At 39.2% G+C, this 17,309-nt stretch carries 17 protein-coding genes; 9 read left to right on the top strand and 8 right to left on the bottom strand.

Going from position 1 to position 17,309, the window contains the following annotated elements; all coding sequences use genetic code 11:
- Positions 1-94: 94 nt before the first annotated feature.
- The 3 genes from ACLLO5_RS07850 to ACLLO5_RS07840 all read right to left on the bottom strand — a co-directional run bounded on the left by ACLLO5_RS07850 (position 95) and on the right by ACLLO5_RS07840 (position 3,116).
- On the bottom strand, positions 95-541 hold the full coding sequence (locus ACLLO5_RS07850) for a DUF3598 family protein (protein ID WP_413174911.1): 447 nt from the start codon (positions 539-541) through the stop codon (positions 95-97).
- A 74-nt stretch (positions 542-615) separates the two neighbouring features.
- Complete coding sequence (locus ACLLO5_RS07845; protein WP_413174910.1) at positions 616-2,037, bottom strand: aldehyde dehydrogenase family protein; 1,422 nt, start codon at positions 2,035-2,037, stop codon at positions 616-618.
- 38 nt (positions 2,038-2,075) lie between these two features.
- Positions 2,076-3,116: a nitrilase-related carbon-nitrogen hydrolase gene (locus tag ACLLO5_RS07840; protein WP_413174909.1), complete on the bottom strand. Its 1,041-nt coding sequence runs from the start codon at positions 3,114-3,116 to the stop codon at positions 2,076-2,078.
- A 279-nt stretch (positions 3,117-3,395) separates the two neighbouring features.
- On the opposite strand from ACLLO5_RS07840, the gene ACLLO5_RS07835 reads away from it, so the two are divergent.
- Both ACLLO5_RS07835 and ACLLO5_RS07830 read left to right on the top strand, forming a co-directional pair.
- Positions 3,396-4,364, top strand: a complete 969-nt coding sequence (locus ACLLO5_RS07835; protein WP_413174908.1) for a DUF1152 domain-containing protein — start codon at positions 3,396-3,398, stop codon at positions 4,362-4,364.
- An 11-nt stretch (positions 4,365-4,375) separates the two neighbouring features.
- Entirely contained in the window at positions 4,376-5,239 is an 864-nt protein-coding gene (locus ACLLO5_RS07830; RefSeq protein WP_413174907.1) for an isocitrate lyase/PEP mutase family protein, read from the top strand.
- A 333-nt stretch (positions 5,240-5,572) separates the two neighbouring features.
- Here ACLLO5_RS07830 and ACLLO5_RS07825 read toward each other — a convergent pair whose 3' ends face one another.
- The gene (locus ACLLO5_RS07825; RefSeq protein WP_413174906.1) at positions 5,573-5,707 is read right to left on the bottom strand and encodes a hypothetical protein; all 135 of its coding nucleotides are present in this window, start codon (positions 5,705-5,707) and stop codon (positions 5,573-5,575) included.
- Between the two features lie 373 nt (positions 5,708-6,080).
- Between ACLLO5_RS07825 and ACLLO5_RS07820 the strand changes: the two genes are divergently transcribed.
- Positions 6,081-9,311, top strand: a complete 3,231-nt coding sequence (locus ACLLO5_RS07820) for a glycoside hydrolase family 15 protein (protein WP_413174905.1) — start codon at positions 6,081-6,083, stop codon at positions 9,309-9,311.
- Positions 9,295-9,507, top strand: a complete 213-nt coding sequence (locus ACLLO5_RS07815; RefSeq protein ID WP_413174904.1) for a GxxExxY protein — start codon at positions 9,295-9,297, stop codon at positions 9,505-9,507. The genes ACLLO5_RS07820 and ACLLO5_RS07815 overlap by 17 nt, the downstream gene beginning before the upstream one ends.
- 52 nt (positions 9,508-9,559) lie before the next feature.
- Here ACLLO5_RS07815 and ACLLO5_RS07810 read toward each other — a convergent pair whose 3' ends face one another.
- Positions 9,560-9,856 (bottom strand): YkvA family protein, encoded by a 297-nt coding sequence (locus ACLLO5_RS07810; RefSeq protein ID WP_413174903.1) that lies wholly within the window; start codon positions 9,854-9,856, stop codon positions 9,560-9,562.
- 216 nt (positions 9,857-10,072) lie between these two features.
- Here ACLLO5_RS07810 and ACLLO5_RS07805 point away from each other — a divergent pair, with 216 nt between their 5' ends.
- From ACLLO5_RS07805 to ACLLO5_RS07795, 3 genes are all read left to right on the top strand, one after another.
- Entirely contained in the window at positions 10,073-10,858 is a 786-nt protein-coding gene (locus tag ACLLO5_RS07805) for a MotA/TolQ/ExbB proton channel family protein (protein WP_413174902.1), read from the top strand.
- Complete coding sequence (locus tag ACLLO5_RS07800) at positions 10,848-11,504, top strand: biopolymer transporter ExbD (RefSeq protein WP_413174901.1); 657 nt, start codon at positions 10,848-10,850, stop codon at positions 11,502-11,504. The genes ACLLO5_RS07805 and ACLLO5_RS07800 overlap by 11 nt, the downstream gene beginning before the upstream one ends.
- A gap of 418 nt (positions 11,505-11,922) precedes the next feature.
- Positions 11,923-12,285, top strand: a complete 363-nt coding sequence (locus ACLLO5_RS07795) for a phage holin family protein (RefSeq protein WP_413174900.1) — start codon at positions 11,923-11,925, stop codon at positions 12,283-12,285.
- A gap of 49 nt (positions 12,286-12,334) precedes the next feature.
- On the opposite strand, the gene psb29 is transcribed toward ACLLO5_RS07795, so the two are convergent.
- From psb29 to hemF, 3 genes are all read right to left on the bottom strand, one after another.
- Positions 12,335-13,042, bottom strand: coding sequence for a photosystem II biogenesis protein Psp29 (gene psb29 / locus ACLLO5_RS07790; protein ID WP_413174899.1), 708 nt, complete (start codon positions 13,040-13,042; stop codon positions 12,335-12,337).
- Between the two features lie 221 nt (positions 13,043-13,263).
- A complete protein-coding gene (locus tag ACLLO5_RS07785; RefSeq protein WP_413174898.1) occupies positions 13,264-13,692 on the bottom strand; it encodes an STAS domain-containing protein in 429 nt (142 codons plus the stop codon).
- A gap of 369 nt (positions 13,693-14,061) precedes the next feature.
- Positions 14,062-15,108 (bottom strand): oxygen-dependent coproporphyrinogen oxidase, encoded by a 1,047-nt coding sequence (hemF, locus tag ACLLO5_RS07780; RefSeq protein WP_413174897.1) that lies wholly within the window; start codon positions 15,106-15,108, stop codon positions 14,062-14,064.
- 362 nt (positions 15,109-15,470) lie between these two features.
- Here hemF and ACLLO5_RS07775 point away from each other — a divergent pair, with 362 nt between their 5' ends.
- A complete protein-coding gene (locus ACLLO5_RS07775) occupies positions 15,471-15,995 on the top strand; it encodes an SRPBCC family protein (protein WP_413174896.1) in 525 nt (174 codons plus the stop codon).
- A gap of 180 nt (positions 15,996-16,175) precedes the next feature.
- Positions 16,176-17,246, top strand: coding sequence for an Mrp/NBP35 family ATP-binding protein (locus ACLLO5_RS07770; RefSeq protein ID WP_413174895.1), 1,071 nt, complete (start codon positions 16,176-16,178; stop codon positions 17,244-17,246).
- Positions 17,247-17,309 lie beyond the last annotated feature (63 nt).

Below are 17,309 nucleotides of genomic sequence, written 5' to 3'. Positions count from 1 at the left end.
AATAAATTGGGGGATAGGTTCTCAATATTTTGTTGGCAAAATTTTTGATTTTACTCAGTAAAAGTCCTAGCCAATCTGGCTGGGAAATTTTATATTAACTTACCCGTTCTTCTTGAATGAGAGTGCGTTGGTAGACTTGATCATTTTTAAACCAATGCCAAGTGCGAGCGCGATAATTATTATCTGGACTAATTTGAATCATTTCATATAAATACATATCTGGAAATTGTTTATAACCGAACCACAAAATAACAGTGGAATCATCAACTTCCCAGGCTTTACCTTGAATACGTTCGGTGTCAAACCAAAGTTTTTTATCTTGATACGTACCTGGAAATTGATGTTCTTCCTGTTTACCATTAGCCCAGGTATAACGATTGATTTGATAGTAAGAATATTCGCTGTTTTCAGGAAACTGACAACTTAAATGAGATTGATGACTGTCAAGAACGTTTCCTGTTGTATCAACTAAGGTATAAGTTCCTTCCCATTCACCTTCATGACGGGCTAAAACAGGCATTTCTAGACGAATATTAGACATAATATATTTGGTAATTGGTAATCAGTAATCAGTAATTGGTAATTGGTAATTGGTGAAAACTCTTACCCAGTCCCCTATTCTCCATCATTAAACCACCAAGGGTTTTTATTAGTGTTAGTTTTAATTAAAAAAGCTTTTTTTCGCATAAAGCGTTTCAACCCGGCTGCACCCATGCGCGAACCTCCCAAACCAGAAAATTTAAAGGAGTTTTTCTCTCCCTCATGCATCATAGCAGTTAAACCAGCATCATTAATGCTAATAGCACCTACATCTATTTGCATACCAACTTCTAATGCTAACTCCTCTGATTCAGCAAATATAGCAGCACTCAATCCATAAATAGAATCATTGGCTAAATCTATTGCTTTTTCTACTGTAGAAAAAGGCATGACTGGCATAATAGGACCAAAAGTTTCTTCAGTCATCACTTTCATGGAATGGTCAACTTCAGTTAGAACTGTGGGACGACACCACCAACCTCCACCTAATTTTTCAACTTTACCACCACAATGAATTACTGCACCTTTTGATATGGCATCTTGCAGGTGTTCATTAATAATTGCTGCTTGATTTTCGGAAATTATTGGACCTAATTCTCCACTTTCAACAGCAGGATAAGCGAGTTGTACGCGAGAGGATTTAGCTACTAATTGATGATAAAATTCTGCAAATATAGATTCAGCCACATAGATTCTTTCAATTGATAAGCATGACTGTCCAGAGTTAACAACAGAAGCCCATAAAATTGCTGAAGTCGCTAAATCTAAATCTGCTGATTCTAAAACAATTGCTGGATCTTTTCCACCTAATTCTAAGAAAGCAGGAATAAAGTTTCTGGCTGCTGCTTCTGCAACTACACGACCTGTTTCTACACTGCCTGTAAAGCATACTAAATCTACATCTTCTATTAAAGCTGCACCTGTTTGTCCTGCACCTTCAACAAAATTTAAGACATCACGTAATTTAGGAATAGTATTTAATGTTGTTATTAAAGGTGCAACAAAACGAGGAGTTATTTCACTAGGTTTAACGATGACAGCACAACCTGCTAATAAAGCGGGAATTGTATCAATCGTAGATAACAATAGGGGAAAATTCCAAGGACTAATGACACCGACTAGGGGGTAAGGAACAGCAGTTTGTTGTAAAGCAATAAAGGGAATAGATGTATTTTTTGCAGTTTCTTGTAGTATTTGAGGTGCTAAATTACACCATCTATCAATACTATGTAAAAAAGAGTCTATTTCTAAGACTGATGTTGATAATCTACCAGTATCATTTACTAATGCGTCCGTTAGCTGTTGGCGATTAGCTAATATAGCTTGTTTCCACTGTTGTATGGCCTCAATTCTACCTTCTATACCGATTTCTTGCCAATGAATTTGTCCCCTGCGGAGACGGTGACATTGCTGTGAAAGCAACTTCGGGGGTGGAGGGATAATGACGTAATCAAATTTACCTGTGCGGGGGTTACGGACTTCTATTGGTTTTGTCATTAGGAACACTTAACTCTTGACAGGGAATTAGTTATGGTTCAAATTATCCCTAATTTTGTGAGTCGTTCAATAGTTTCTTGCTGTGTTTGGATGAAATGTTTACGGTCTATTGTCCCATTAAGCATAGTATTAGGGGGATAGAAATGTGATTGACTGTAACTTTCGGCGTAAAGTTCAAAGCGTTGACGGGAGAGTAGATTATTTAACCCTGGTCGAGTGCGATCGCTCCTTAATCCTGCTAAATTAATTTCAGTGAATGCTGCCATACTTTCACCTGCCCCTGTTTCTGTCAATACAATACCCCGATAATCAATCACTTTAGAACCACCATCTACAGAAGCCGCAGGGATAGAACTATTAACTATACCGGCTGTATTAGCTGAGATTACATAAACCATATTTTCTACAGCGCGAGTGATTTTAGCAGCATCTTTGGGTGTGAGATTTTTACTATAAACTTCTGATGTCGGATGTAATAAAATTTCTGCCCCACGCATGGCTAAACAACGGGCAACTTCTGGATATAAAATTTCTTCAGATGCTAAAGCCGCCAAATTGCCAATTTCTGTTTTAGCAACCGGAAAAACACCCTCTAACCCGTAGCAGTCAAGGTATTTATCCCAGACATCATGAGGTGTGGGGGCAAACATTGAATTTAACCGTCGATAGCGTAAAATAATAGATCCAGAAGGATCAATAATAAAACAAGCTTGAAAATATAAACCTGGAAAATTTGGATCTAATTCGTAAGCGTTACCCGCTAAAAATATTTTATGTTTTTGGGCAATTTTACCAAGTGCTTCATATTCAGCCCCTGACATTTCTAAACAAGCTTTTTGAGTCCATACTTCTATAGATTCTCCCATTGGAAAACCTGTGAGAAAATATTCAGGAAGAACAATTAAACGACAGTCAAAACCAATAAAAGCCAGACTAGCCGCAATTTGTTTTTCTAAGCGATGAATGGTATTTTGAATTATTAACCGGGCTTCAGTTGGACTTGCTTGATTGACTGCATGACAAGTTACTTGTAATGCTAAAGCGCGAAATGAATCGAGGGAATGGGTGTGATTTTCCATATACTTTGTGATGTTAAATTCTGAGGATATGGCAATCCATCAGAATTAATGTTGAAACTGCGATAAATTAGTAGCTTATTATAACTTTATGCAAAAGCTACTTTCAACCATTTTACCTCCTCACTTCTTCTTTCTATCTCCTGACTACTGAATTATTACTAACTTATTAATAGTTATTACAAATATTGCTCTGGAACATAATAATTTTGCCGCAAACGGCACCATGATCATAAAATTATTTTGTGATCATTGACAACTTGTTTCTATGGATAAGCAACCATGAATTTAAATTTACCTATCCTTAACCAACTCTCCAATTGCAAAAACTTACTCATAGCGGGAATGGGAGGTGGCTTTGATATTTTTTGTGGCTTACCCATTTACTTTGAGTTGCGACGGTTGGGACTAAAAGTACATCTTGCTAATCTTACTTTCTCTAATATTGTATTTTCAAAATCTGCCAAAATTGAACGGACGATACCATTAACAGAAACATTGGTAGGTATCACCTGTGAGACAGAGGAATTACCCGTTTATTTTCCTGAACTTTATTTAGCGCAGTGGTTTAAAAAAGAATTTGATGAAACAGTGACCTTATGGTGTTTCAAAAAAACAGGTGTGTTACCTTTGTTAGCTAACTATAACCAACTAATTGAACACCTATCTATTGATGGTATTTTGTTAATTGATGGTGGAGTTGATAGTTTAGCACGGGGTGATGAAGCCGAGATGGGAACTGTAACGGAAGATGCTGTTTCCATAGCAGCAGTGAGCAAACTAACTCAAGTACCTTTACGGTTAATAGGATGCTTAGGTATGGGTGCAGAAAGAGATATTAGTCATGCCCATATTTTAGAAAATATAGCGTTTTTAGCTAATTCAGGTGGTTTTTTGGGTTCATGTTCCCTACTAAAACAAATGCAATCTTATCAAAATTATGAAAAAGCTTTGTTATATGTTCAAAGTTTCCCACAGCAAGAACCTAGTATTATTAACTCATCTATTATATCCTCAGTCCAAGGAAATTTTGGAGATTATCACCTGACATCGAGAACCAAAGGTAGTAAACTATGGATTTCACCCTTGATGTCGATATATTGGTTTTTTGAATTATCTGTAGTTGCTGAACAAAATTTGTTTTTGTCTCAACTGTTTTTAACTGAGACATTAGCAGATGTACTTCAGGAAATGCTAAAAATAATGCAAAACAGACCGCGACGAATAGCTGATAAAATACCTTTATCTTAATTATTGTTTTTATGTCTACTTCCCAAAAATTGCGGGAATTACTCGCACGTCCTGAAATTATCGTTATACCGGGTGTTTATGACTGTTTGAGTGCAAAACTTGTAGAACAAGCAGGTTTTGATGTGGCTGCTACCAGTGGCTTTGGTATCGCTGCTTCTACCCTGGGTTTACCGGATTACGGTTTTCTCACGGCTACGGAAATGCTATACAGTGTGGGGCGGATAGCTCAATCAATAAATATACCCTTAATTGCCGATTGTGATACTGGTTACGGTAACGCTTTAAATGTCATGCGGACGGTAAAAGATGCGGTACAAATTGGGTTAGCGGGGATAATTTTGGAAGACCAAGAATGGCCGAAAAAGTGCGGACATTTTGAAGGGAAGCGAGTTATACACATGAATGAACACGCTGGTAAAATTCGTGCAGCGGTAGAAGCCCGTGGTGATAGTAGTTTAGTAATTATAGCTCGTACTGATGCCCGCGCACCTCTGGGTTTAGAAGAAGCTATTAGACGGGGACAAGCTTATATGAATGCGGGTGCAGATATGTTGTTTGTGGAAGCACCCCAATCTGTAGCAGAATTGCAAACGATAGCCGCAGCTTTTCCTAATATACCGTTGGTAGCAAATATTGTTGAAGGTGGGAAAACTCCCGCAATTTCTCCAGCAGAATTACAAAATTTGGGCTTTAAAATTGTTTTTTTCCCCCTCACCGCACTCATGGCTGTCACTGAGGTAATGAGTGCTTGTTTTCGTCATCTCAAAGAACAGGAAACTACCAATAATTTACCAAATTTGATGAGTTTTCAAGATTTTCAAGAACTCATGAAAGTTCCTCAATATCTGCAAATTGAACGCCAATATCAGAATTAAATTACTCTAGACACTCAGCTATTAGATGCCAATGGATGAGATATCTCCATCTTGCAAATATCTAAAAGATGTCTAATCAAAAACTGCCAATGACTATAGAGCAGATTGCACATCAATGAGGTATAGAATCTAAACTGAAACCTAGTAGTCTGTCAAGAACTCATTGACGCGTAAATGAATCTTGAACTTTTTCTTCTTCCTTCTTCCTTCGCGCTCTTTGCGTCCTATCCCTACGGGACACTACGTGAACGCGGTTCGTTTCTCTATCCGTCAAAATTAATTTGACAGACTACTAGACAGCAAGAGAGTTTCACTCCTGACTCCTGCTGTAAATTACCCGTGATAACGTTTAAGCGAACCATCAGCATATAGTTCTAGTGGCACTAACTCAGTTTTGCCATTAACTTTTACTTGAGAGTAAACTACTTTGATCAATGGAGCGTGATTTTCGTTGTAACGTAAAGACATAACACATCCTCGCTTTTAAGTTACAAATTTTACTGGCGATGAGAATTATTTGTATATATAATTTAAAAAATTTGATTTTGAGTGTATCACCTTGAAGAGTTGTTTTTTTCTTCTCCTGCTTTAGTAATAACAAAAAAAAGCTGAAGATAGGGTAAAATTTGTGCTAAACAGATGAAGATTTGAAGAAATAATTCAAGTAGATTTTGAGTAAATATTCTTAAATATAATTACTGAAGCCATATTTTAGTTGACATTTTAGTTGTAAATTAAAAAAATATAAACAAACACTAAAGCTGATGAGTAAATTCCTCATCCCTATCATTTGATTTTCTCCACCGCTACAGGGTTAAATTTGCCAATTTCCAACCAACTTATGAAAACACCCACAGTATTGAGAACTCGGCTGGATGTCTACTATCAGCAAATCAAGACAATTATTCTATCTCGCCAAAATCCTATCACTGGGTTGCTGCCAGCAAGTACAGCAGTTACCGCTCATGGTGATTATACAGATGCTTGGGTGCGAGATAATGTTTATAGTATTTTAGCAGTTTGGGGATTAGCTGTTGCCTATCGCAAGTTAGACAATGATGAGGGAAGAACTTACGAATTAGAACACAGCGTAGTCAAGTTGATGCGTGGCTTACTTTTTGCCATGATGCGACAGGCGCAGAAAGTAGAGACATTTAAGCATTCTCAATCTTTACTAGATGGGCTGCACGCCAAATACAACACAGCGACGGGTGATATTGTTGTTGGGGATGACGAATGGGGACATTTGCAAATTGATGCCACATCAATATTTTTATTGATGTTAGCGCAAATGACTGCTGGCGGTTTGTCAATTGTTTATACACTGGATGAAGTCAATTTCGTTCAAAATTTGGTTTATTATATTGGACGCGCCTATCGCACTCCTGATTTTGGTATATGGGAAAGAGGTAATAAAATTAATCATGGTAGTGCTGAATTAAATGCCAGTTCCATAGGTATGGCAAAAGCAGCTTTAGAAGCTATGAACGGGCTGAATTTATTTGGTATACATGGAAGTCAAAATTCCATCATTCATGTATTACCAGATGAAATCGCCAGGGCGAGAATTACATTAGAATCTTTATTACCAAGAGAATCAGGTTCTAAAGAAGTTGATGCAGCACTGTTGAGTATTATTAGTTATCCTGCGTTTGCAGTAGAAGATGTGAAGTTGAGAGAGTCTTCTGGGGAGACATTGCGCGATCGCACCTTCAACAAAATTATCACAAAACTGGCAGGTAAATACGGGTGTAAAAGATTTCTCCGCGATGGACACCAAACCGTTTTAGAAGATCCCCACCGCTTACATTACGAACCTGGAGAACTCAAGCAATTTGAGAACATCGAATGTGAATGGCCATTATTTTTCACCTATTTAGTTCTTGATGGACTATTTCGCGGTGAACAAGAACAAGTTAAAAAATATCAAACACTATTAGAATCCTTGCTAGTAGAAATTGATGGCATAAAATTATTACCAGAACTGTATTATGTCCCGGCTGAAAACGTCGAAGCCGAAAAACTAGCACCACAAACTCAAAACCGTTTACCTAACGAAAACATCCCCTTAGTGTGGGCGCAAAGTTTATATTTACTTGGTCAAATGTTGAGTGAAGGATTACTAGCCATTGGTGAAATTGATCCTTTAGGCAGACATTTATGCGTAAACAGAAAACGCAAATCATTAATACAAATTGCCTTATTAGCGGAAGATGAAGAATTACAAGCAAAACTAGAAGTTCACGGAATTGAAACTCAAACTCCTACCCAAATCGAACCAATTCAAGTTAGAAAAGCAGGCGATCTTTCCCAAATTTATACACAAATTGGTCGTAATGATAAATTGGGTTTAACAGGTCGTCCAATTCGGCGGTTAAGGAGTTTAACAACATCAAGAATTTTTAGAATTTGTGGTGAAACAGTCGTATTTTTGCCATCTTTTCTAGATTCACAGCAGTTTTACTTAACCCTAGATTACCATTTTCTAGTAGATCAACTCAGAAGTGAATTAGCCTATATCGAAAAATATTGGAGTGACTTAGGTCGTCCAACACTCACCTTAATGTTAACTCACACCATGTTAGAAATTGGTTCCCAGGCATTATTAGAATTGATGCAAGAACTGAAAGATGGGATTTGTAACGGTGTGCAAGTAAAACTAGGGCGACTAAATCAATTAATGCTAACAGCAGGAATTCAAACAATTGACTTTCTTCCCGATGGAGAATTTGCACAATCACCTGTTAAGGATGCTGGTATACGTTGCCATTACTTAGCTTATCATCCTGAAAAAAATTGGCGGTTAGGACATACCCAAGAATTCCAAATGGAATGTGAAACCAACTTGGGAGAATTACTCAGACATTTGCGGATATCAGAAAATATATATGAGCAAATTGAACTACTGCAAACCTTAAAAAGATTACAGGGATTAGAATTTGACACAGGATATGGAGGCCCAGGACATCCTGTAACAGTAGCAGACTTATTAGATGAAGTTTACACAAAAGCCGGGGATTTGGGTATTTGGGCAGTAGTGCGTCGCGCTGCTGGTTTACGCCAAATGGTGGATATTGGCTTATCTGATGCCATCACCAGTATAGTGGTACGAGGTAAACAGATTGCAGTGGGTAGAGCTTACAGTGAAGCTTCCCTGATTGTTTTACCCATGTCCCATAATGAAATTGCCGAAAAAATTAATAACTTCTGTCGTGAGGATATACGCGATCGCGTCTTGACACAAGAAATTTTAATTTATTTGGGAGTATTAATCAAATCAGAACCAGAATTATTTCAAGGATTACTAACCCTCAGAGTCGGCTATCTAATTCTATTAATTACCAGCGAACTAGCTCAAGAACTGCGCGTTACACAAGACGAAGCCTATGATTACTTAATGCAGCTTTCACCGTTTGAAGTCAAAAACCGCCTCCATCAAGTATTAACAGGATATACAGGAGTAAGTGGTTTATTACGTCAACAAGAATTACTGCACGTCAAGCAAAAAGAAAGTGATATTGCTTGGGTAGTGCTACCAGCAATTAACAAAGAAATTGAAACTCCTACTGAAAATTGGCGCAGATTCCGTCAAGCAGAAGGCGCACTCAACCGAGTTCCTAAAGACTTCTTTAAACAAGTTTGGCTACTAATGCAACATTGCAAAGGTCTAGTAATTGGCGATAAACTAGAAAGACGCAATCGCTTAGATAGTGAAATAATGCTCTCAGAAATGACAGCAGGAGAAAGAAACTTTGCCTTATTAGTAGAGCATTTGCTCAATAAAATTGAAGCGCCAGAATACCGCCAAGTTAACGTAGAAGCCTTAATGGAACTAGCAGCAATAGCCGCTAATAACCCCAACTTGCAAATTGAAGAGTATGTAGTTTTAGATGTATTAATCGGTCATGCTGTGCGGTTAAATTGGCTAGATAATCATCCCCATCGCATTCATAATTATGATGAAGATAAAGGTTTAGCATGGCCACATTTTTATAACACCTCCCCTCAAGATTCAGCTAACTATATTTTGAAAGCATTTAGATACTTGATAGAGTTTGGAGAAGAGGTTTAAACGCAGAGGAACACAGAGGTTAACGCGGAGGAACACAGAGAATGAGTTGACTGGGTTGATTATTGGTTCTTCGATGAGGATACACACTGCATTGGGACCAGGCTTGTTAGAGTCAGCCTATGAGGAATGTTTAGACTATGAACTCAAAAAAGCCAATCTCAAAGATGGCATTAAACGAGTAGCTAACAACCTCTAACTCCGCGTTCCTCCGCGTTAACCTCCGCGTTCCTCTGCGTTAAAAAAATTCTCTACTTCATAGAAACAGCATCAACATCAACAGTATTATCTGTAGAATCACTAACGCTAGGTTCTACATTACCTTTTTTCGCTTTCCAACCATCAATTACTAATCCAGAAACTTCCGAAACTAACAATGTCAAAAGCAAAAGATCATCAATTTGTCCAACCACTGGTATAAAATCTGGAGCAATATCAATGGGACTGAGAAGATAAGCTATTGTGCCAAGAATTACCCACCAACGGTATTTAGGATTACGCAGTACATTACGATACCAGGTGTACAGCGATTGAATTGAGAAGTTCATATTTTTAACCTCTAGTTAATTCTAATTTTGCCAAATCATCCTCTAAACTCCCGGTGGGAATAACCGTCCTATTGTGTATAGATGATGGTAATTGTCATGCTTGGTTAACTGTTGGTCTAGCGATAAAGTAAGTGAGTGTGGTAATGGTGCATTAATCTTTAGAATTAAAATGCTTTGCCATTGTTGCGCTAGTAATGGAGGGAGGAAACCTACACAGTGGATATTTTAGATTTGTTTCATAAGGGTGGCCCAGCAATGTGGCCTCTACTGGTGCTATCAGTCCTGTCTTTAAGTGTCATTTTTGAACGTCTTTGGTTTTGGTTGCGAATTTTAACGCAAGAAAAGGAAATAGTTGAGCGTGTCCTTGATGCTGCTAGTGAAGATTGGGACATAGCTACGGAAATAGCTCAAAAAGCTGTAGACCAACCGATTGGACGTTTTCTTTATGCTCCCCTACGTTTGCAAAAAAGCGACGCGGAAACCTTTAGACTAGCTCTGGAGTCAACAGCCGCTGAAGAGGTAGCGGGAATGCGACGGGGTGAAAAGCTTTTAGAACTAGTGATTGCTCTCTCTCCGCTATTAGGATTGTTGGGTACGGTTTTAGGTTTGATTCAGTCTTTGCGTTCAATTCGCATTGGTGATTTAGGTACTGAATCTACGGCAGGTGTGACTACTGGGATTGGAGAATCTCTAATTAGTACGGCTGCTGGTTTAATAGTTGCGATCGCTAGTTTAGTATTCTATCGTCTGTTTCAAGGTTTTGTTGTTAACCAAGTCAAAGTTTTTAATAAAGCCGGCAATGATTTAGAGTTACTTTACCGTCAGTCTCCACCTGACCCCAATAAAAGTACATCAACAACAAGGGAATATACCCCAGAAAGCTTTAGTTCACCCCGGAAACGCCGTAAAAATAACTTGAATACAACCCCAGAACCTTCTGTAGAGGAAACAGCCCCAAATCTCCATCCTAACTCGGCACAAGAGCTAGAAAATGAAAGTTAACCTACATACTCCCATTGAAGAAGTCCAAATTCAAATCATCCCCTTAATTGATGTCGTTTTTTGTATCCTGACTTTTTTTCTGTTAGCAGCGTTGCAATTTACTCGGCAACAAGCAATTAATGTTGATTTACCCAAAGCCAGCACAGGTACAACTTCTGCTGCTAGTTTACAGAAAGACATATTGCCTGTCACTATTGATGCTGTTGGTCAAATTTACATCGAAAAAGAACCTATCCAACGTGAGCAATTGGAAGCACGATTACAACAGTATGTCCAAGCAAATCCTAATGGGACTTTGGTGCTGAATGCATCACGGACATCAACTTATAACGATGTCATTCAAACCTTAGATCTACTCAGACAAGTAGGTGGAAATCGTGTGTCTTTGGGAATTATTCCCGGTCCATCTCAACCACTCACAAATTCTCCCAACTTTTCTACCACCCCGATTGCTCCCATACCTAATACTGTGCCAATTCCAGGGAGTGATCCACAAAATAATTTTAACCCTTCTCTACCCTCAGCCCCAAATCCATTTCCTGCTCCTGGGCAAGGTATCAATCCTAATTCACCAATCGTTCCCAATGACAGCTTAAATCCAGTTCCTGTAGCGCCAGAAAACAACAATTCCGCACCTAAAAGGTAAACCAAATTGTGTAAAATTTTATAGTTTAAAATTCCCCCAAACCTGTTTTCTGAACATCGGCAAGGGGGAATTTTATTTTTACTAATATCACGAAAAATTAGATAAACCTAAAGATATCTAAAATAAATGAAGGTTAGACAAAAAAACTCTGCTAATTTATAAATAATTGGTTAAGCTACAAAGATTTTTTGATCAACCTCCTTCGGGAAAGGCAAGAGGGGAGAGGCAACAGGCAATAGTTTAGATCCTTGGTTGAGTTCTGAGTGATTGACTCTTCCTACTTCTATTGCTGGCTGGCTTAAATTCCCCATCACACGCTTTCTAATATTGCCTTTCGCCTTTTTCCTTGAGCCTTTGCCTTATCAATAGACCAAGTAAATTATCGCCAATCGCCATTTACGTTTCAAGGGTTGCGGCAATGAATATTGTGACACTGTTAATTGTTTGGATAGTCACGTCTATCAGCTTGTGGATTATTAGTAAATTACCTTTGGGAGTTGAAATTGATACTCCAGGTAAAACAGTTTTTTCCGCAGCAGTGCTTGGTATTATCACAGCATTAGTTAGACCAATTTTAGGCTTCGTATTTACGATACCAAATTTAGTCACCTTTGACTTATTATCTGGTATCTTTACATTCATGATTGCTGTTGTTTGTTTTAGTATTGCTGCCTGGTTAGTAGAGGGTTTCCGCCTACGTTATGGTATTTGGAGTGCTGTTTTAGGAGCGTTTACACTCACTGTTATCAACAACTTAATCTACAAATTACTTGGTGTGTAAATAATTAGGAATTTATAATAGTGCATGAGGCACTATTACAAATTTCTAGTTATTCGTTGTTACTAGGAGGAGCTACTGGGGCAGTCGATTTTTGTTGACGCTGATCGCGTTTTTTCCGATCGGCTGCCAGCATATCTGCCATCACTATCAGTGCTTGTGCCATTTTATCTAGGTTAGAGCGATATAACTCTAAATCCTTGGTAAGTTTTTCTTCAGATAAATGTAAACCCAAAGCGATCGCTTTTAGTGCCTCATTACGTTGCTTCTCATCTTTGACAAGTTCAGGATCTACCATTTCTAATAATGAGAACAGACCAATGGCAAACAAGCGGCTGTATTTAAATTCACCATTGTTAGCGATCGCTTGCAGTTGTGCTTGCAAATCACCATCTTGATCTAAATGAGTAGTTTGACTCAACCACGAAATTAAATCTTTAGTTGGCAAACTTTGAGCTACAACTTGTAATCTAGCTGCATCTTGCCGATAGCGTTGTGGATCTTGCTCTACAGCCTGAATTATGGCGTTAAAAATAGATGCTTGATCTTGTTCTGGTTGATAGCCTTGCATAAAGCGGTCAAATGCTGTAACTACGCCTAATGCATAAATTGAATTGTAGCTAAAATCCACATTTACCGACAATAGGTGCATTTCCACCATCAACTCCTCCACTACCCGGCGGTAAATAGTGTTGATTGGGCGGGTATGAAGATTATAGAAAGTTCGCTTTGTATCAGAGACTGTACGGACGTTATTCACAAAGAAAATGTTAAGGGCGACGTATTCTTATTTTCTCGTTTAAAGGCTACTTTGCCAAGTTATGTTAAGAAGACAGCAGGCCAAATTCCCCACAAAAGAGGTAGGGTATAGGGTGGGAAGCATCAATAGCTTACAAAAAAATTGGTAATTCGTGATAGTGCCTCCGCTTCATCAAGCCCTAATTACTACCCTGTTAACTGTTCAGAGTTTGCTGTCACCGCTCACCTATCACCTGCTATAGTCTCTGGAGTATGTTGGTGAACTTGGTCGAAACTGTTATTTTCTCTAGTAACTGAATTGGGGAAAATAGCCTCTAATGCTTCTGTTTCAGTTTCAAAGATTTCAAATACTGTATCCATCATTGTCACTTCAAACACAAGTTTGGCATCTGGATGGACATTGCAAATGCGGAAACTACCCTTAGCTTTATCTGCATCACGCATTCCAGCGACCAAAGAGGTGAGACCAGAACTATCAATAAAATCTACTTCTCCCAAGTTCACCACTACATTACGACTCAATTTAGAAATAGACTCTTGTAACTTCAGACGAAATTGCCAAGCAGTGGTGATGTCTAGACGATCTGTTGGTTTCAAGACAATCACCGTATTACCGTCTTGGGTTGTATGGGTTTTTTGGTCTATATTCACTGTATTCTCCGTGATATTGCCCTGAAGATGAATCAGTGAGCTAAAAAACTTGCTGTTCTAGCAATCTTTACATTTCACCATTGCTGGTATTTTTTTCATCCATAATTCTGAAGAAGTTAATTCACTCACGAGTTAGTAGGATGTTTTTGATCTGACGCTGAAAATGAGCAAGCTCTAGCTACAGTTGCAAAAATTTTGCTAAATGTTTGTATTTTAGTAGTTTAACTCACTAAAACAGTGCTGAGTATCTAGATTCTGAGTGCTGAGTAAAGAAGAGGACAAAATAATGACTGGAGATGCCAACTTTTCACCACAAAACTCCTCATCTACTTCCTCTAAATAGAATTTTACTCAGCCTCAAATACTTGATTAATGTTGATTTATTTGCCAGTTGATCCAATCTTGAGGTTTAAGGAAAGTTTCATACAATTCAGATTCAGGAGTATTTGGTTCTGGTTTGTAGCCGTATTCCCAACGCACTAAAGGTGGTAGGGACATGAGAATTGATTCTGTCCGGCCATTTGTTTGCAGTCCAAAAATTGTACCCCGGTCATAAACCAAGTTAAATTCTACATATCGTCCTCGACGGTATAGTTGAAAATTCCGTTCGCGATCGCCATATTGTATCCCATGTCGCCGTTTGACAATGGGAACATAAGCTGGTACGAAAGCTCTGCCACAATCTTGAACCAAAGCAAACAACTCTTCCCAAGTGCGTGGTGCGATCGCTCCTACCTGGTTACTATAGGCAGCTGCTAACCCATTGGGATCTGGACCCCTATATATAGTCCCTTGACCATCTTGATAATCCAAAAATAGACCACCAACACCTCTAGTTTCATCCCGGTGCTTGAGGTAAAAATATTCATCACACCACCGTTTAAACACAGGATAATACTCTGGATGATGTTGATCACAAGCCTGTTTCAGAGTTTGATGGAAATGGGCTGCATCTTCAGCAAAGGGATAATAAGGTGTCAAATCAGCACCACCACCGAACCACCAAACTGGCCCTGCTTCAAAATAGCGGTAATTCAAGTGAACTGTAGGCACATAAGGATTACGAGGGTGTAACACCAGAGAAGTACCCGTGGCATAAAAACCGTGTCCCTTTGCTTCTGGGCGTTGGGCTAAAATCGACGGAGGGAGATGAGAACCCCACACCTCAGAAAAATTGACACCCGCTTGTTCAAAAATTGCGCCATCACGCAGTACACGCGATCGCCCCCCACCCCCTTCTGGACGCTGCCAACTATCTTCTTGAAACTTACCAACACCATCCAGTGCTTCCAAAGCCTGAGTAATTTCATCTTGCAGTTGCTGCATAAACTGACTGACTCTGGCTTGAGCATCAGGAGCCGGAAGAAAATTGGATGATTCTACTGCTAAAGTGGGGGTTTGCGAGTTGGTCAACATAGATTCCCGAACCTAAAATTACAATTTCTGTGAAAGCTACAAATTTTCATTTTAAAAATTTGTTGAAAATCAGCACCAAAAACTTGGATCGATTTACCAAAACTGCTTTTTCTTAGCGGTCAAAACCGATTGATTATCTTGACTAGAGTTTATTGTCCCTCAAATGCGTATAGACCTGTATATTCATTAAGTTTCTTTGCAATTATTGTGGAAACAATTCTGTAATGAATACCAGAACCTAGAGAATTAGTCTACAAAGCAGCCGATTTTCTGTATGGTATCTGTGGTGAGTAAAGAGGTCTATTACAATTTTCCCAGATGCCAGAGTAACCAGACAGATTGTAGCCAGGAGGATTAGGACAGTGCAAGGTTGGTTTTCCAAATTCATCAACCGCAAACGTCGTCGGTTTTGCGCCTCTCTAGTGCGGACGTATAGAGAAATCAGTTCTGCCTCTGTAGATGAACTGTGGCAAAAAGTAGTGGATTTAACAGATGTTTCCTGGCATCCACTACTTAAAAGTACCAATGTACCATTAGGATTAGTACCCAAGCCCGGATTGATTTTCCAAGCAGTAACACGCTTTTGGCCAATTCCCATCCAGATTTTTGTGGAAAAGGTAAATCCCAAAGAAATGCTGAGTATCCGTGTACTAGCAATTCCAGGCATTGAAGAGCGGGTCATTTACCAGGTGGAGTCAACGGTGTGTGGTAGTTATTTATCTTATTCTGTAACTTTACGTGGTTGGTTATCACCCCTAATTTGGTCATTATCTCGTCCCTATGCAGATCGGGTAGCACGTTCCCTCATTGAAGCCGTAGAAAAATCAGCATTACCGACAGTATCAGGAAAGAAAAAATCTTTGGATAATAGTTGTTTTGATTTTTAGGTCAATGATCAGGTGACAGGTGACAGGTGACAGTGAATAGGCAGGGGAGCAGGAAGAGATAAGAAGGTTAATAACCCAATGCCCAATGCCATATTTCTATGTCCCCAAGAAAGTTAAGATGCAAGTAGGTGAAAATGAAAATTTTTTAAGGTTTATTAAGGCGGCAACGGTATACACGCTATGTATCAAGTCCTAGATTCCCAGTCAGTTCTAGAAGTATTGCGACCAGTCGAAGATCCAGAGCTTCGCAAAAGTCTGGTAGAACTGAATATGATTCGCAATGTAAAAATTGACGGTGGCAAGGTTAGCTTTACTTTGGTGTTGACGACTCCCGCCTGTCCTTTACGGGAATTTATTGTTGAAGATTGTAAAAAAGCTGTTAACAAACTGCCAGGTGTGACAGATATCAGTGTAGAAGTAACAGCCGAAACACCCCAGCAAAAAAGCTTACCTGACCGCACAGGCGTTGATGGTGTAAAAAATATTATTGCTGTTTCCAGCGGCAAAGGTGGCGTTGGTAAAAGTACAGTAGCGGTAAATGTCGCTGTAGCTCTAGCACAAACAGGAGCAAAAGTAGGTTTGCTAGATGCTGATATTTACGGGCCTAATGATCCGACCATGCTAGGTTTAGCTAATGCTCAAATTACTGTTCGCTCCACAGATACAGGGGACATTCTCGAACCAGCATTTAATCATGGCGTTAAATTAGTTTCAATGGGCTTTTTGATTGACCGAGATCAGCCAGTTATTTGGCGCGGTCCCATGCTCAATGGCATAATCCGTCAGTTTTTGTATCAGGTGCAATGGGGAGAAATTGATTATTTAATTGTCGATATGCCACCAGGAACTGGAGATGCTCAGTTAACTTTAACCCAGGCTGTGCCAATGGCAGGGGCGGTAATTGTCACCACACCCCAAACTGTAGCCTTGTTGGACTCGCGCAAAGGTTTGCGGATGTTCCAGCAGCTAAATGTCCCAATATTGGGAATTGTGGAAAATATGAGCTATTTTATTCCTCCAGATCAACCAGATAAGCAATATGACATTTTTGGTTCCGGTGGAGGTTCAAAAACTGCCGCAGAATTAGGAGTACCACTATTAGGATGTGTACCTTTAGAAATTTCCACCAGAATTGGTGGTGATAGTGGTGTGCCAATAGTGGTTGCAGATCCAGATTCAGCTTCTGCCAAAGCCCTCCGTGCGATCGCTCTCGCTATTGCGGGTAAAGTATCAGTCGCTGCACTAACATAAGGGTTGGGTATTGGGTATTGGGTCTTGGGTCTTGGGAAAATTACTTCCCCATCCTCCCCATCC

This window comes from Anabaena azotica SJ-1 (assembly GCF_047275885.1).
In the GTDB taxonomy this organism is placed as follows: domain Bacteria; phylum Cyanobacteriota; class Cyanobacteriia; order Cyanobacteriales; family Nostocaceae; genus Trichormus_B; species Trichormus_B azotica_A.
This window is presented reverse-complemented; position numbering and strand designations above follow the sequence as displayed.

What these genes read in the sequence shown, in the direction of transcription:
- ACLLO5_RS07770 (WP_413174895.1), top strand. Translation starts at nt 16,176, where the DNA reads ATGTATCAAGTCCTAGATTCCCAGTCAGTTCTAGAAGTATTGCGACCA.
- ACLLO5_RS07840 (WP_413174909.1), bottom strand. Translation starts at nt 3,116, where the DNA reads ATGGAAAATCACACCCATTCCCTCGATTCATTTCGCGCTTTAGCATTA.
- ACLLO5_RS07810 (WP_413174903.1), bottom strand. Translation starts at nt 9,856, where the DNA reads ATGAACTTCTCAATTCAATCGCTGTACACCTGGTATCGTAATGTACTG.
- ACLLO5_RS07830 (WP_413174907.1), top strand. Translation starts at nt 4,376, where the DNA reads ATGTCTACTTCCCAAAAATTGCGGGAATTACTCGCACGTCCTGAAATT.
- ACLLO5_RS07850 (WP_413174911.1), bottom strand. Translation starts at nt 541, where the DNA reads ATGTCTAATATTCGTCTAGAAATGCCTGTTTTAGCCCGTCATGAAGGT.
- ACLLO5_RS07795 (WP_413174900.1), top strand. Translation starts at nt 11,923, where the DNA reads ATGAATATTGTGACACTGTTAATTGTTTGGATAGTCACGTCTATCAGC.
- hemF (WP_413174897.1), bottom strand. Translation starts at nt 15,108, where the DNA reads ATGTTGACCAACTCGCAAACCCCCACTTTAGCAGTAGAATCATCCAAT.
- ACLLO5_RS07845 (WP_413174910.1), bottom strand. Translation starts at nt 2,037, where the DNA reads ATGACAAAACCAATAGAAGTCCGTAACCCCCGCACAGGTAAATTTGAT.
- ACLLO5_RS07825 (WP_413174906.1), bottom strand. Translation starts at nt 5,707, where the DNA reads ATGTCTTTACGTTACAACGAAAATCACGCTCCATTGATCAAAGTAGTT.
- ACLLO5_RS07835 (WP_413174908.1), top strand. Translation starts at nt 3,396, where the DNA reads ATGAATTTAAATTTACCTATCCTTAACCAACTCTCCAATTGCAAAAAC.
- ACLLO5_RS07800 (WP_413174901.1), top strand. Translation starts at nt 10,848, where the DNA reads ATGAAAGTTAACCTACATACTCCCATTGAAGAAGTCCAAATTCAAATC.
- ACLLO5_RS07820 (WP_413174905.1), top strand. Translation starts at nt 6,081, where the DNA reads ATGAAAACACCCACAGTATTGAGAACTCGGCTGGATGTCTACTATCAG.